Consider the following 13,024-nt stretch of genomic DNA (forward strand, 5'->3'; position numbering starts at 1 on the left):
TGCCGCGGCGCGCCACCGGGGCCCGCCGCGTTTCCTTCTCTAGCCGCTCGATGCCGCTCAGGCTGCTGCCTGATCGCCTTCCGTGGTGTCGTGGCGCTTCTTGTAGTCGGCCACGGCTGCCTTGATCGCGTCTTCCGCGAGGATCGAGCAGTGAATCTTCACCGGCGGCAGCGCGAGTTCTTCGGCGATCTGCGTGTTCTTGATCGACAGTGCCTCGTCGAGCGTCTTGCCCTTCACCCACTCGGTGACGAGCGAGCTCGACGCGATCGCGGAACCGCAACCGTAGGTCTTGAACTTCGCGTCTTCGATCACGCCGTCCGCGCCGACGCGGATCTGCAGCTTCATCACGTCGCCGCAAGCCGGCGCGCCGACCATGCCCGTGCCGACCGTGTCGTCGTCCTTTGCGAACGAACCGACGTTGCGCGGGTTTTCGTAGTGATCCAGAACCTTGTTGCTGTAAGACATGACTCAGACTCCTTGACTCGTTACGTCTGCGTGCGTCATCCGCCCGCGGGTGTATTCAATGCGCTATTAGTGTGCGGCCCATTCGATCGTCGACAGATCGATGCCTTCCTGGTGCATTTCCCAGAGCGGCGACAGTTCGCGCAGCTTCGCGATCTTGCTGTTCAGCAGGTCGATCACGAAGTCGACTTCCTGCTCCGTCGTGAAGCGGCCGACCGTGAAGCGGATCGAGCTGTGCGCGAGTTCGTCGTTGCGGCCGAGCGCACGCAGCACGTACGACGGCTCCAGCGACGCCGACGTGCACGCGGAGCCCGACGACACCGCGACGTCCTTGATCGCCATGATCAGCGACTCGCCTTCGACGAAGTTGAAGCTGATGTTCAGGTTGTGCGGGACACGGTGTTCCATGTCGCCGTTCACGTAGGTTTCCTCGATCTGCGACAGGCCGCGCAGCAGCTTGTCGCGCAGCATGCGGACGCGCTCGTTCTCGGTCGCCATTTCTTCGCGGGCGATGCGGAACGCTTCGCCCATGCCGACGATCTGGTGCGTCGGCAGCGTGCCCGAACGCATGCCGCGCTCGTGGCCACCGCCGTGCATCTGCGCTTCGATCCGCACGCGCGGCTTGCGGCGCACGTACAGCGCGCCGATGCCCTTCGGGCCGTAGGTCTTGTGCGCCGAGAACGACATCAGGTCGACCTTCAGCTTCGCGAGATCGATCCCGACCTTGCCGGTCGACTGCGCGGCGTCGACGTGGAACACGATGCCCTTCTCGCGGCAGATCTCACCGATCGTCTCGATGTCCTGGATCACGCCGATCTCGTTGTTCACGTGCATCACCGACACGAGGATCGTGTCCGGGCGCAGCGCGGCCTTGAACACGTCGAGGTCGATCAGGCCGTCATCCTTCACGTCGAGGTAGGTGACTTCGAAACCGTCACGCTCGAGCTCGCGGCAGGTATCGAGCACGGCCTTGTGCTCGGTCTTCACCGTGATGATGTGCTTGCCCTTGCCCTTGTAGAAGTTCGCGGCACCCTTGATCGCCAGGTTGTCCGACTCCGTTGCGCCGGACGTCCAGATGATCTCGCGCGGATCCGCGTTCACGAGTGCGGCAACCTGTTCACGCGCTTCCTCGACTGCACGCTCAGCGTCCCAGCCGTAAGCGTGGCTGCGCGACGCCGGGTTGCCGAACTGCTCGCGCAGGTACGGCACCATCTTGTCGACCACGCGCGGATCGACGGGCGTCGTCGCGCTGTAATCCATGTAGATGGGCAGGTGGAGAGTCTCTTGGGTCATCTGTCGCTCCGGGTATTCTGTGCAGGGACTATGTGCGTTATGGGGTATGGCGGGCGCCTTCGCGCTCACGAACTCGCGATGTTGAACACCGAATTGGGGCCGAGCGGCATCGTGCGCACGGGCTCGGCCGGTGCGGCGACGGGCTCCGGTGTGCGACGATCGCGCAGCACCGCAGGGGCGCCCTCGCGTGCACGCTGCTGATCGACGAGATCCTGCAGCGACACGGAATCGAGGTATTCGACCATCTTCTGGTTCAGGGTCGACCACAGCTCGTGCGTCATGCAATGGCCGTCGGGCTGCTTCGAGCCGTCGCACGTGCCTTTGCCGCCGCACTGCGTGGCGTCGAGCGGTTCATCGACCGCGATGATGATGTCGGCAACGGTGACGTCCTGCGCGCGACGCGCGAGGTTGTAGCCGCCGCCCGGGCCGCGCACGGATTCGACGATTTCATGCCTGCGCAGCTTGCCGAACAGCTGTTCGAGATACGAGAGCGAAATCCGCTGGCGCTGGCTGATGCCTGCAAGCGTCACCGGGCCCTGCTCCTGGCGCAGTGCCAAGTCAATCATCGCCGTGACGGCGAAACGGCCTTTGGTGGTGAGTCTCATAGTGTCTAGGGGACTGCAATCTTGACGATTTTGGTCAAGTATAAATATTTGACGATTTTAGTCAAGTATCCATGCCTTTGGTAGGGTATTCGCAGACCGCTGAATACCGTGCGATCAGCGCGCCGTACGGGCCCGCAGCGTCTCCAGCAGGCCCGCGCACGCGCGTTCGACCTGGTCGAGCACCTGTTCGAAACCCTGCGCACCGCCGAAATACGGATCGGCCACTTCGGTTTCGGCCGAATCCGGCGCGAATTCCATCAGCAGGCGCACCTTGTCGCGATGCTGCGGCGGGCAGCGGCGCTGCAATTCCGCGAGATTCGCCTCGTCCATCGCGAGCAGCAGGTCGAAGCGCTCGAAATCCGCCGCACTCACCTGCCGCGCGCGCAGCGCCGACAGGTCGTAGCCGCGGCCGAGCGCGGCCGCCTGCGCCCGCGTATCGGGCGGCTCGCCCACGTGCCAGTCGCCGGTGCCGGCCGAATCGATCGCGATCCTGTCCGCCAGCGCGGCCGCATCGACCTGGTGGCGCATCACGCCTTCGGCGGTGGGCGAACGGCAGATGTTGCCGAGACAGACGAAACAGATCGCAACGCGGGTCATCGCACTATCGCAAAGTTGCGGCGGACCGCGTGGGAGAAGAGCACGCCATTATACAAAGACGGCCGAAACCGCGCCGCCGCGCAAAGCGACGGCGCCGTGCATTACAGCGCCTTCGGCGCGGCGAGCACGACATCGCCGGATGCGGCCGGCAGCGGCTTCGCCGCGTCGCCGACCAGCCCGAACGACACCGCGCGCGCCAGCTCGGCAGACGCCTGGTGCACTGCCAGCGGGCCACGCGACGGCGCATCGGCCATCGCATGCAGATAGGCTGCCGCTGCAAGCGGGACGACGATTGCCAGCGGCCAGTACATCGATATTGTCTTTCTCATGATGCGGACCTCCTTGACCGGGTACCCCGAAACCCAATTCCGGGGACTACAGACAGGATTCTATAGACCGCACCTATCGAGATAAATATGCAAATAGCGAACGCACTGTTGCCGCCCGATGAACAGTCGTCAGCCGAGGTGGCTTTGGGACGCCGCGTACAGCTCGCGGAACGTGCGCCCGGTCGGCGTCGGCATGTCGCGCGTATCCATCCAGCCGCCCATCATCGGCAGGCGGCGCAGCGTGCCGCCGCTGCCGCCCAGCCGCTCGAGAACGCGCACCGCGAGCTTGGTCGTCAGCGCATACAGCATCGGCCGCCGCGCGAAGAAGCCCCAAGTGGCGAGCGCCGCCCGCTCGCGCCACGGCCGCAGATGGCGCTCGACCTGCTTCTCGCGCAGCGTGCGCAACAGGTGCGACAACGGAATCCCGGCCGGGCACACGCTGTCGCATTCGCCGCATAGCGTCGCGGCCTGCGGCAGGTCGAGCGTGCGGTCGAGCCCGACGTAGCTCGGCGTCAGCACCGACCCCATCGGCCCCGGATAGACCCAGCCATACGCATGGCCGCCGACCTTCTGGTACACCGGGCAGTGGTTCATGCATGCGCCGCAGCGAATGCAGCGCAGCATCTCCTGGAATTCGCCGCCGATCAGGCCCGTGCGTCCGCCGTCGACCAGCACCACGTAGTTGTGCTCGGGGCCGTCCTCGTCGCCGGGGCCGCGCGGCCCGGTCAGCAGCGAGAAATAATTCGACGTCTTCTGCCCGGTCGCGGAACGCGGCAGCAGGCGCATCACAGTCGCGAGATCCTCGAGCGTCGGCAGCACCTTCTCGATGCCCGTCACCGCGACGTGCACGCGCGGCATCACCGTGCACATGCCCTCGTTCCCTTCGTTCGTCACGATCGCGACCGAGCCGGTCTCGGCGATCACGAAGTTGCCGCCCGTCACGCCCATGTCGGCCGACATGAAATGCGGGCGCAGCACCTCGCGTGCCTCGCGCGTCATGTCCGGAATCTCGGTGAGCCGCTCGCGGTGGTGCGTGCGCGCGAACAGGTCGGCGATCTCGTCCTTGTCCTTGTGCACGACGGGCGCGATGATGTGGCTCGGCGGCTCGTTGTCGTTGATCTGCAGGATGTATTCGCCGAGGTCCGTCTCGATCGACTGCACGCCCATCTCCGCGAGCACCGCGTTCAGGCGCATTTCCTCGGACACCATCGACTTGGTCTTGATGACCTTCTTCACGTCGTGCCGGCGCGCGATGTCGGCCACGAGCCGCGCGGCATCCGCGGTCGTTTCGGCGAACAGTACCGTCGTGCCGCGCCGCGTCGCTTCGCGCTCGAATGCTTCGAGCCACACGTCGAGGTTCTCCAGCGCGCGGTTGCGGCGCGCCTTCAGCGCGGCGCGCGTGGCCGGGAAGTCGATCGCGGTCATCGCGTCGGCGCGTGCCGACACGAACTTCGTCGACAGCTTCTTCAGGTTCTGCTGCAGGCGCTGGTCGGCCAGCTTCTGGCCGGCGCGCGCCTTGAAATGCATCGATTGGACTTGCATCGCGGTATCGGGGAATAAGTGAGCGGAACCGGGCGTCAGACGTCGCCCGCCAGCACCTGCGCGACGTGCAGCACGCGCGTGTCGCGGTCGCCGGTGCGGCGCAACCGCCCTTCGATGTTCAGCATGCAGCCGAGATCGCCGAGCACGACGGTGCCCGCGCCCGACGCGCGCACGTTCGCGCATTTCTCGTCCGCGATGGCCGCCGAGATGTCGCCGTACTTGACCGCGAACGTGCCGCCGAAGCCGCAGCAGTGCTCGCAGTCCTTCATCTCGGTAACCGCGACGCCGCGCTGCGCGAGCAGCGCGCGCGGCTGTGCCTTCACGCCGAGTTCGCGCAGGCCCGAGCACGCGTCGTGATAGGTGACGGGGCCCGTGAATTCGCCCGGCGCGAGCGACACCTTCGCGACGTTCGCGAGGAAATCGGTCAGCTCATGGACTTTCTGCTGGAACCGCGTGTAGCGTCCCATCAGTTCGGGGTCGTCGCGGAACAGGTCGCCGTAGTGCGCGCGGATCATCCCGCCGCACGAACCCGACGGGGCAACGACGTAATCGAACTGCTCGAATTCGCGCAGCGTCTTTTCCGCGAGGTCGCGCGCGAGCGCGCGGTCGCCCGAGTTGTAGGCCGGCTGGCCGCAGCAGGTCTGCGCGGGCGGCACGATCACCTCGTAGCCGGCGTCGCGAATCAGCTTGAGCGCCGAGAAACCGATTTCGGGGCGCATCAGATCGACCAGGCAGGTCACGAACAAACCGACTCGCATACGTGCTCCTTCGAGAAAACGGCACTCATTATCCGCCGTTTGGCCGGCAAGACCAACGCCGGTTCGCGCGCAAGCCCGCCGTGCGCGAAACGAGGACTTCCTCGAACGGCGTTCGCTTTTTTCACAATACGAGATACAATCGTTGCAACACCGCTTGACGCGTCAACCGATTTCTCCCCCGACATGAGCCAACCCACCCCGGATTCAAAAACGTCGATCCAGGTGATCGAACGCATGATGCGGCTGCTGGACGCGCTCGCCGCGCACAGTGATCCTGTCAGCCTGAAGGAACTGGCGCAGCGCACGGAGCTGCACCCGTCGACCGCGCACCGCATCCTCAACGACATGGTGACCTGTCGCCTCGTCGACCGCTCCGATCCCGGCACCTATCGCCTCGGCATGCGGCTGCTGGAGCTCGGCAACCTCGTGAAGGCGCGCCTGTCGGTGCGCGACGCGGCGCTGATGCCGATGCGCGAGCTGCACCGTCTCACCGGGCAGACCGTGAACCTGTCGGTGCGTCAGGGCGACGAGATCGTCTACATCGAGCGCGCGTATTCGGAGCGCTCGGGGATGCAGGTCGTCCGCGCGATCGGCGGCCGTGCGCCGCTGCACCTGACGTCGGTCGGCAAGCTGTTCCTCGCGGCCGACGAAACATCGCGCGTGCGCGCCTATGCCACGCGCACGGGGCTGTCCGGCCATACGCAGAACAGCATCACCGACATCGCAAAGCTCGAGCGCGAGCTGACGATCGTCCGCCAGCAATCGTGCGCGCGCGACAACGAGGAGCTGGAGCTCGGCGTGCGCTGTATCGCGGCCGGCATCTACGACGATTCGGGCAAGCTCGTCGCGGGCCTGTCGCTGTCGGCACCGGCCGACCGCCTGCAGGACGCATGGCTCGGCCAGCTGAGCCGCACCGCGCTCACCATCTCGGAATCGCTCGGCTACCGGCCGGCGCCCTCGAAGGACGTGGACGGGCTGCAGCGGCAGGCGTAAGGCTGCCCTCGCCGCTCCGGTTCCGGTTCCGGTTCCGGTTCCGGTTCTGCCGGACGAAAAAAAGCCCCGCGATTGCGGGGCTTTTTCGTTGCAGCCTGCGAAGCGGCCATGAAGCGCCGCGGCGCGATCAGGTCCCGCCGTTCGGCGTGTTGGCTGCCGTCAGGCGCTCGCCGCCGCCGGCGTCGAGCCAGTTGCGCAGGCGCGATGCGTCGGCGAAGCGCGAGTACTTGCCGAACGAATCGAGCAGCACCATCACCATCGGCCGGCCGTGGATCGTCGCCTGCATCACGAGGCATTCGCCCGCTTCGTTGATGAAGCCCGTCTTCTGCAGGCCGATGTCCCACGAGCCGTTGCCGCGGATCAGCGCATTGGTGCTGTTGTAGACCAGGTTGCGCTTGCCCGTGTACACCTCGTAGGTGCGATCGGTCGAGAACTGACGAATCATCGGGTACTGGTACGCCGCATTGACCATCTTCACGAGATCACGTGCGCTCGACACGTTCGAGCTCGACAGGCCCGTCGAATTCTCGAAGTGCGTATCGGTCATGCCGAGTGCCTTCGCCTTCGCGTTCATCGCAGCGATGAACGCCGGACGGCCACCCGGGTAGTAGCGCGACAGCGACGCGGCCGCGCGGTTTTCCGACGCCATCAGCGCGATGTGCAGCATGTCCTCGCGCGACAGCACCGAGCCGACCGACAGGCGCGAGCCCGTGCCCTTCTCGTAGTCGCGGTCTTCGTCGGTGACTTCGATCTGGTCGGTCATCGGCGACTTCGAGTCGAGCACGACCATCGCCGTCATCAGCTTCGAGATCGACGCGATCGGCACGACGGCGTGCGAATTCTTGTCGAACAGCGGCTCGCCGGAATTCTGGTCGACGACGTACGCGACGCTCGAACGCAGCGCGAGCGCGTCGGGCGTGTCGTGCAGGCCGAACGCCTGGCCGACCGTCGGCCGGCGCGGCTGGAACGCGACCTTGCGGACCGCGCCGCGATGGCCGCCATGCAGGTTGTTCGCCGTGAGCGTCACGCGCTTTCGCGACGCTTTCGCGCGCGGCGCATCGGCCGCAGCGACCTTGGCGGATTTGTCGGACGTCGCCTTGGCCGACTTCTTCTTCGCTGACGAAGCAGGAGCGACGGCCTTTTTCTTGGCGGCTTGTTGGGTCTTCGCAGTGGCGGCAAAGGCGTCAGCAGGCACGACGGACGCGGTGGTCGCCAGCAAGGCGACTGCGACCGACACAGCCGTGCCGAGCGTCATGCTCTGCAACAATCTGCGGGGTGAAAACGATTCGGCTTTCATTGGGGTCTGGACAAAGCGGGCGGGAGGTTCCCGCAAGTGTAGTTAAAGCTGAAAAAAAGAGCAATATTAGGCACTTACCGATCGTCGTTAAACCGGAATGTAAGGGTCGGTCAACCTCAGACCAATGAACCCTCCCGCCCCCATCGAAAAAACTCATGGGTGCACTGCCCGACAGCGCCCGTCTCCCGATTACCACACGGTTAATTGAGATAACGTCACTTTGGAGGCGATTTAAAGCGGGGAAACTACGTATCCGGTGCCCGGCGTGCCAAAGGCGCCGGTCTCGACCGTGGCGGCGGCACGTCGCAACGGCACGCGCATCAAAAACAGCGCGTTTTTCGACAAGGACAGAAGGATAACGTTCCATGGGCCTGTCAGGTTTACCTGTGCATGATCATGGTGCGCCGCGCTTGCCCCGCGGTCGTGCGCACCATCTGGGATCACGCGTGAAACCGATTCCGGACGACCACGATAACTCGTTGTTTTATCGATAATTTGTCGCGATTGTGCAACGCACAAATAATACTTGACATCCGTTTTCTCTGCCCTAAAATACGCCTCATTGCTGCGTTGCACAAAGCACGCACATCCGAGGTTCCCCTGCGTAGTGCCCTTTACCCTGCGATCGACGTGATCGCTTTTCAGGAGCTTGACATGTCCTTGCTGACCCCCGAGCAAATCGCCGCTGCACAAAAAGCCAACCTCGAAAGCCTGTTCGGTCTGACGACCAAGGCGTTCGAAGGCGTCGAAAAGCTGATCGAACTCAACCTGCAGGTCGTGAAGTCGACGCTGGCCGAGAGCCAGGAAAACGCACAGCGTCTGCTGTCGGTGAAGGACGCTCAGGAACTGATCGCACTGCAAGCCAGCCTGTCGCAGCCGGTCGCTGAAAAGGTGCTGTCGTACGGCCGTCACCTGTACGAAATCGCATCGTCGACGCAAGCCGAGTTCACGAAGGTTGCCGAAGCGCAATTCGAAGAGCAGAACAAGAAGGTCCAGGCACTCGTCGACAACGTCGCGAAGAACGCCCCGGCCGGTTCGGAAACGGCTGTCGCCGCGCTGAAGTCGGCACTGAACGCTGCGAACACCACGTACGAAACGGTTCAGAAGGCCACGAAGCAAGCCGTCGAAATCGCTGAAACGAACTTCAACGCTGCTGCTGCCGTCGCAACGAAGGCTGCTACCGCCGCTGCTGCACGTCGTTCGAGCAAGCCGGCTGCGTAAGCGTCCCCTGCTCCTGAAAAAGCCGCGCCCAGCGCGGCTTTTTCGTTTCTGACGCCGGAACGTGTGCGAACCGGCAGCCGCCAGCCGGCTTCGAACGGCTGCTTGACCCTCGCGCCAGCTGCGTACAAAAGAAAACGCCGCCGCCCGGATTGCCCGGGCGGCGGCGTTTTTTCGCGGCCGGCGCATGGCCGGCCGTGCCGGCTGCGTTACTTCTTGCGTTGCGGCGGCAGGTCCGTACAGACGCCTTCGTACAGTTCGGCGGCCATGCCGACCGATTCGCCGAGCGTCGGGTGCGGATGGATCGTCTTGCCGATGTCTTCCGCGTCCGCGCCCATCTCGACGGCGAGGCACACTTCGCTGATCAGGTCGCCCGCGTTCAGGCCGACGATGGCGCCACCGATCACGCGATGGGTTTCCTCGTCGAAGATCAGCTTCGTGAAGCCTTCGTCACGGCCGTTCGCGATCGCGCGGCCCGAAGCGGCCCACGGGAACACGGCCTTGCCGTACTTGATGCCTTCGGCCTTGCACTGGTCTTCCGTCTTGCCGGCCCACGCCACCTCCGGATCGGTGTAGGCCACCGACGGGATCTGCAGTGCGTCGAAATACGCCTTCTCGCCGTGCGCGGCTTCCGCTGCGACGTGGCCTTCGTGCACGGCCTTGTGCGCGAGCATCGGCTGGCCGACGATATCGCCGATTGCGAAGATGTGCGGCACGTTCGTGCGCATCTGCTTGTCGACGTCGATGAAGCCGCGGTCCGTGACTGCGACACCGGCCTTGTCGGCACCGATCTTCTTGCCGTTCGGGCTGCGGCCCACTGCGACGAGCACGAGGTCGTAGCGCTGCGCTTCCGCCGGCGCCTTCTCGCCCTCGAACTTCACGTAGATGCCGTCTTCCTTCGCTTCCGCGCCGACCGTCTTGGTCTTCAGCATGACGTTGCCGAAGCGCTTCGCGTTGTACTTTTCCCAGACCTTCACGAGATCGCGGTCGGCGCCCATCATCAGGCCGTCCATCATTTCGACGACGTCGATCTCGGCGCCGAGCGTCGAGTACACCGTGGCCATTTCGAGGCCGATGATGCCGCCGCCGATCACGAGCATGCGCTTCGGCAGCTGGCGCAGTTCGAGAGCGCCCGTCGAATCGACGACGCGCGGGTCTTCCGGCATGAACGGCAGCTTCACGGCTTGCGAGCCCGCGGCGATGATCGCCTGCTTGAACTTGACGACCTTCTTGCCGTTTTCGCCCTGCACTTCCATGTGGACCGGATCCACGAATGCGCCGACGCCGGTGACCACTTCGACCTTGCGTGCCTTGGCCATGCCGGCGAGGCCCGTCGTCAGTTTCTTGACGACGCCGCCCTTGAAGTCGCGCAGCTTGTCGAGGTCGACTTCCGGCTTGCCGAACGTGATGCCGTGCGACGCGAGCGCCGCGGCTTCCTCGACGACGAGCGACGTATGCAGCAGCGCCTTCGACGGGATGCAGCCTACGTTCAGGCACACGCCGCCGAGCGTCGAGTAGCGTTCGACGAGCACGGTCTTCATGCCGAGATCGGCCGCGCGGAACGCGGCCGAGTAGCCGCCGGGGCCGGCGCCGAGCACGAGCATGTCGCACTCGATGTCGGCTGCGCCGGCGTAGCTGCCGGCTTGCGGCGCGGGCGCCGGAGCGGCTGCGGCCGGCGCCGGTGCAGCGGCTGCGGGCTTCGCTGCCTCAGGTGCCTTCGTGGGCGCCGCGGCGCCTGCCGAGGCTTCGACGATGGCGATGACGGTGCCTTGCGAGACTTTCTCGCCGGCTTTGACCTTGATTTCCTTGACGGTGCCGGCGACGTCGCTGGGCACTTCCATGGAGGCCTTGTCGGATTCGAGCGTGATGAGCGTTTGCTCTTTTTCGATCACGTCGCCGGGTTTGACGTTGACTTCGATGACATCGACGCCGCTGAAATCGCCGATATCCGGAACCTTGACTTCGATGAGACTCATTACTGTCCCCTTCTTGATTAGCTGCAGACAGAGGAGGAGAAACCCGCGAAAAACCCGCTACTACGGCCTGACAGAAGGACGGGAACCTGGGCAGGACCACCTTTGCCGTCCGCCCAAGGACGCGCCTTTCTTTTGGTTACTTTTCTTTGGAAGACAAAGAAAAGTGACCGCCGCCCCGCGCAGGGGCGACGCCAATAGACCGTTAGCGAAACAGGTTCAATGACAAAGGCGTGGAGAACCTACACAAAACCACGCCCCCGCGAGCCATCCCCCCGCTCATCAAAGAGCGATGCGACGGAAATCGCCGAGCAACGCGCCGAGATACGCATTGAACCGCGCGGCTTCCGCGCCATCGATCACGCGATGGTCATACGACAGCGACAGCGGCAGCATGAGACGCGGCACGAACTGCTTGCCGTCCCACACCGGCTTCGTCTGCCCGCGCGACAACCCGAGGATCGCCACTTCCGGCGCGTTGATGATCGGCGTGAAGTTCGTGCCGCCGATCCCGCCGAGCGACGAGATCGAGAAGCAGCCGCCCTGCATCTGGTCCGGCTTCAGCTTGCCTTCGCGCGCGGCCTTCGACAGGTCGCTCATTTCCTTCGCGATGTCGACGAGGCCCTTCTTGTCCGCATCGCGGATCACCGGCACGACCAGGCCGTTCGGCGTATCGGCCGCGAAACCGACGTGGAAGTACTGCTTGAACACGAGGTTGTCGCCGTCGAGGCTCGCGTTGAAGGTCGGGAACTTCTTCAGTGCGGCGACGACTGCCTTGATCACGAACGCGAGCATCGTGAACTTCACGCCCGCCTTTTCGTGCTCCTTGTTCAGCTGGACACGCAGCGCTTCGAGCTCGGTGATGTCCGCTTCGTCGTTGTTCGTGACGTGCGGGATCATCACCCAGTTGCGATGCAGGTTCGCGCCCGAGATCTTCTTGATGCGCGACAGCGGCTTCGCCTCGAACGGGCCGAACTTCGAGAAGTCGACCTTCGGCCACGGCAGCAGGTTCAGCTCGCCGCCGCCTGCCGGCGCGGCTGCCGCGCTCGGTGCCGCGCGCTGGCCCGTCATCACGCCCTTCACGAAGCCCGTGACGTCTTCCTTCGTGATACGGCCCTTCGGACCGGAACCCTGCACGCGAGCGACTTCGACGCCGAGTTCGCGCGCGAACTTGCGCACCGACGGCGACGCGTGGCTGGCGCGGTATTCACCCGACGGCGCGGCGGCCGGTGCGGCAGCAGCCGGTGCCGGCGCAGCCTTCGCGGGTGCCGGTGCGGCAGCCGGTGCCGGCGCGGCAGCGGCCGGAGCCGGTGCGCTCGCCTGCGGGGCGGCGGCCGGTGCGCCTGCGGCTTCGAGCAGCACGATCAGCGTGCCTTCCGATACCGAATCGCCCACCTTGACCTTGATGTCCTTCACGATGCCGGCGGCCGGGCTCGGCACGTCCATCGTCGCCTTGTCCGACTCGAGCGTGACGAGCGACTGTTCCTTCTCGACCGTGTCGCCGATCTTCACGCCGATCTCGATCACCGGCACGTCCTTGTAGTCGCCGATGTCGGGCACCTTCACTTCGAGCGTGCCGCCGGCTGCGGCCGGTGCGGCCGCCGGGGCTGCTGCGGCCGCCGGGGCTGCTGCGGCCGGTGCCGGCGCTGCTGCCGGAGCCGGTGCTGCGGCCGGCGCAGCCGCGCCATTGGCCTGCGCCGCGGCGCCCCCTTCGAGCAGGATGATCAGCGAGCCTTCCGAAACGGAATCGCCCACCTTGACCTTGATTTCCTTCACGACGCCGCCTACCGGGCTCGGGACGTCCATCGTCGCCTTGTCCGACTCGAGCGTGACGAGCGACTGCTCGGGCTCGACCGTATCGCCGACCTTCACGCCGATCTCGATCACCGGCACGTCCTTGTAATCGCCGATATCCGGCACCTTCACTTCGATCGCTTGACTCATCTGTTTCTGTCTC

13 protein-coding genes are annotated in these 13,024 nt (G+C 65.0%); 2 read left to right on the forward strand and 11 right to left on the reverse strand.

The window, feature by feature from the left end:
• Positions 1–57: 57 nt before the first annotated feature.
• The 7 genes from iscU to BLA15945_RS24245 all read right to left on the reverse strand — a co-directional run bounded on the left by iscU (position 58) and on the right by BLA15945_RS24245 (position 5,586).
• Entirely contained in the window at positions 58–465 is a 408-nt protein-coding gene (gene iscU, locus BLA15945_RS24215) for a Fe-S cluster assembly scaffold IscU (protein WP_011352562.1), read from the reverse strand.
• 66 nt (positions 466–531) lie between these two features.
• Entirely contained in the window at positions 532–1,755 is a 1,224-nt protein-coding gene (locus BLA15945_RS24220; protein ID WP_059233718.1) for an IscS subfamily cysteine desulfurase, read from the reverse strand.
• A 65-nt stretch (positions 1,756–1,820) separates the two neighbouring features.
• The gene (gene iscR, locus BLA15945_RS24225; protein WP_009691731.1) at positions 1,821–2,360 is read right to left on the reverse strand and encodes a Fe-S cluster assembly transcriptional regulator IscR; all 540 of its coding nucleotides are present in this window, start codon (positions 2,358–2,360) and stop codon (positions 1,821–1,823) included.
• A gap of 114 nt (positions 2,361–2,474) precedes the next feature.
• Positions 2,475–2,957: a low molecular weight protein-tyrosine-phosphatase gene (locus BLA15945_RS24230; protein WP_059233717.1), complete on the reverse strand. Its 483-nt coding sequence runs from the start codon at positions 2,955–2,957 to the stop codon at positions 2,475–2,477.
• Positions 2,958–3,058: 101 nt separating this feature from the next.
• Positions 3,059–3,286: a hypothetical protein gene (locus BLA15945_RS24235; protein ID WP_043190346.1), complete on the reverse strand. Its 228-nt coding sequence runs from the start codon at positions 3,284–3,286 to the stop codon at positions 3,059–3,061.
• Between the two features lie 129 nt (positions 3,287–3,415).
• Positions 3,416–4,828, reverse strand: a complete 1,413-nt coding sequence (locus BLA15945_RS24240) for a lactate utilization protein B (protein WP_174993525.1) — start codon at positions 4,826–4,828, stop codon at positions 3,416–3,418.
• A gap of 35 nt (positions 4,829–4,863) precedes the next feature.
• Positions 4,864–5,586: a (Fe-S)-binding protein gene (locus BLA15945_RS24245; protein WP_174993526.1), complete on the reverse strand. Its 723-nt coding sequence runs from the start codon at positions 5,584–5,586 to the stop codon at positions 4,864–4,866.
• A gap of 183 nt (positions 5,587–5,769) precedes the next feature.
• Here BLA15945_RS24245 and BLA15945_RS24250 point away from each other — a divergent pair, with 183 nt between their 5' ends.
• Positions 5,770–6,579 (forward strand): IclR family transcriptional regulator, encoded by an 810-nt coding sequence (locus BLA15945_RS24250; protein ID WP_059233713.1) that lies wholly within the window; start codon positions 5,770–5,772, stop codon positions 6,577–6,579.
• Positions 6,580–6,706: 127 nt separating this feature from the next.
• Here BLA15945_RS24250 and pbpG read toward each other — a convergent pair whose 3' ends face one another.
• Entirely contained in the window at positions 6,707–7,876 is a 1,170-nt protein-coding gene (gene pbpG, locus BLA15945_RS24255; RefSeq protein ID WP_059233712.1) for a D-alanyl-D-alanine endopeptidase, read from the reverse strand.
• A gap of 231 nt (positions 7,877–8,107) precedes the next feature.
• Entirely contained in the window at positions 8,108–8,452 is a 345-nt protein-coding gene (locus tag BLA15945_RS24260; protein WP_174993498.1) for a hypothetical protein, read from the reverse strand.
• 78 nt (positions 8,453–8,530) lie between these two features.
• Between BLA15945_RS24260 and BLA15945_RS24265 the strand changes: the two genes are divergently transcribed.
• On the forward strand, positions 8,531–9,097 hold the full coding sequence (locus tag BLA15945_RS24265; RefSeq protein WP_059233711.1) for a phasin family protein: 567 nt from the start codon (positions 8,531–8,533) through the stop codon (positions 9,095–9,097).
• A gap of 206 nt (positions 9,098–9,303) precedes the next feature.
• Here the strand turns inward: BLA15945_RS24265 and lpdA are convergent, their stop codons facing one another.
• Complete coding sequence (gene lpdA, locus BLA15945_RS24270) at positions 9,304–11,070, reverse strand: dihydrolipoyl dehydrogenase (protein WP_174993527.1); 1,767 nt, start codon at positions 11,068–11,070, stop codon at positions 9,304–9,306.
• A 279-nt stretch (positions 11,071–11,349) separates the two neighbouring features.
• Positions 11,350–13,011: a dihydrolipoyllysine-residue acetyltransferase gene (aceF, locus tag BLA15945_RS24275; RefSeq protein WP_174993528.1), complete on the reverse strand. Its 1,662-nt coding sequence runs from the start codon at positions 13,009–13,011 to the stop codon at positions 11,350–11,352.
• Positions 13,012–13,024 lie beyond the last annotated feature (13 nt).

Origin of the sequence: Burkholderia arboris, assembly GCF_902499125.1 — a bacterium.
Lineage (GTDB): Bacteria > Pseudomonadota > Gammaproteobacteria > Burkholderiales > Burkholderiaceae > Burkholderia > Burkholderia arboris.

Excerpts from the sequence above, each read along its gene's own strand:
- BLA15945_RS24250 (WP_059233713.1), top strand. The coding sequence starts at position 5,770 with ATGAGCCAACCCACCCCGGATTCAAAAACGTCGATCCAGGTGATCGAA.
- pbpG (WP_059233712.1), bottom strand. The coding sequence starts at position 7,876 with ATGAAAGCCGAATCGTTTTCACCCCGCAGATTGTTGCAGAGCATGACG.
- iscU (WP_011352562.1), bottom strand. The coding sequence starts at position 465 with ATGTCTTACAGCAACAAGGTTCTGGATCACTACGAAAACCCGCGCAAC.
- lpdA (WP_174993527.1), bottom strand. The coding sequence starts at position 11,070 with ATGAGTCTCATCGAAGTCAAGGTTCCGGATATCGGCGATTTCAGCGGC.
- iscR (WP_009691731.1), bottom strand. The coding sequence starts at position 2,360 with ATGAGACTCACCACCAAAGGCCGTTTCGCCGTCACGGCGATGATTGAC.
- BLA15945_RS24235 (WP_043190346.1), bottom strand. The coding sequence starts at position 3,286 with ATGAGAAAGACAATATCGATGTACTGGCCGCTGGCAATCGTCGTCCCG.
- BLA15945_RS24240 (WP_174993525.1), bottom strand. The coding sequence starts at position 4,828 with ATGCAAGTCCAATCGATGCATTTCAAGGCGCGCGCCGGCCAGAAGCTG.
- BLA15945_RS24245 (WP_174993526.1), bottom strand. The coding sequence starts at position 5,586 with ATGCGAGTCGGTTTGTTCGTGACCTGCCTGGTCGATCTGATGCGCCCC.
- aceF (WP_174993528.1), bottom strand. The coding sequence starts at position 13,011 with ATGAGTCAAGCGATCGAAGTGAAGGTGCCGGATATCGGCGATTACAAG.
- BLA15945_RS24220 (WP_059233718.1), bottom strand. The coding sequence starts at position 1,755 with ATGACCCAAGAGACTCTCCACCTGCCCATCTACATGGATTACAGCGCG.
- BLA15945_RS24230 (WP_059233717.1), bottom strand. The coding sequence starts at position 2,957 with ATGACCCGCGTTGCGATCTGTTTCGTCTGTCTCGGCAACATCTGCCGT.
- BLA15945_RS24265 (WP_059233711.1), top strand. The coding sequence starts at position 8,531 with ATGTCCTTGCTGACCCCCGAGCAAATCGCCGCTGCACAAAAAGCCAAC.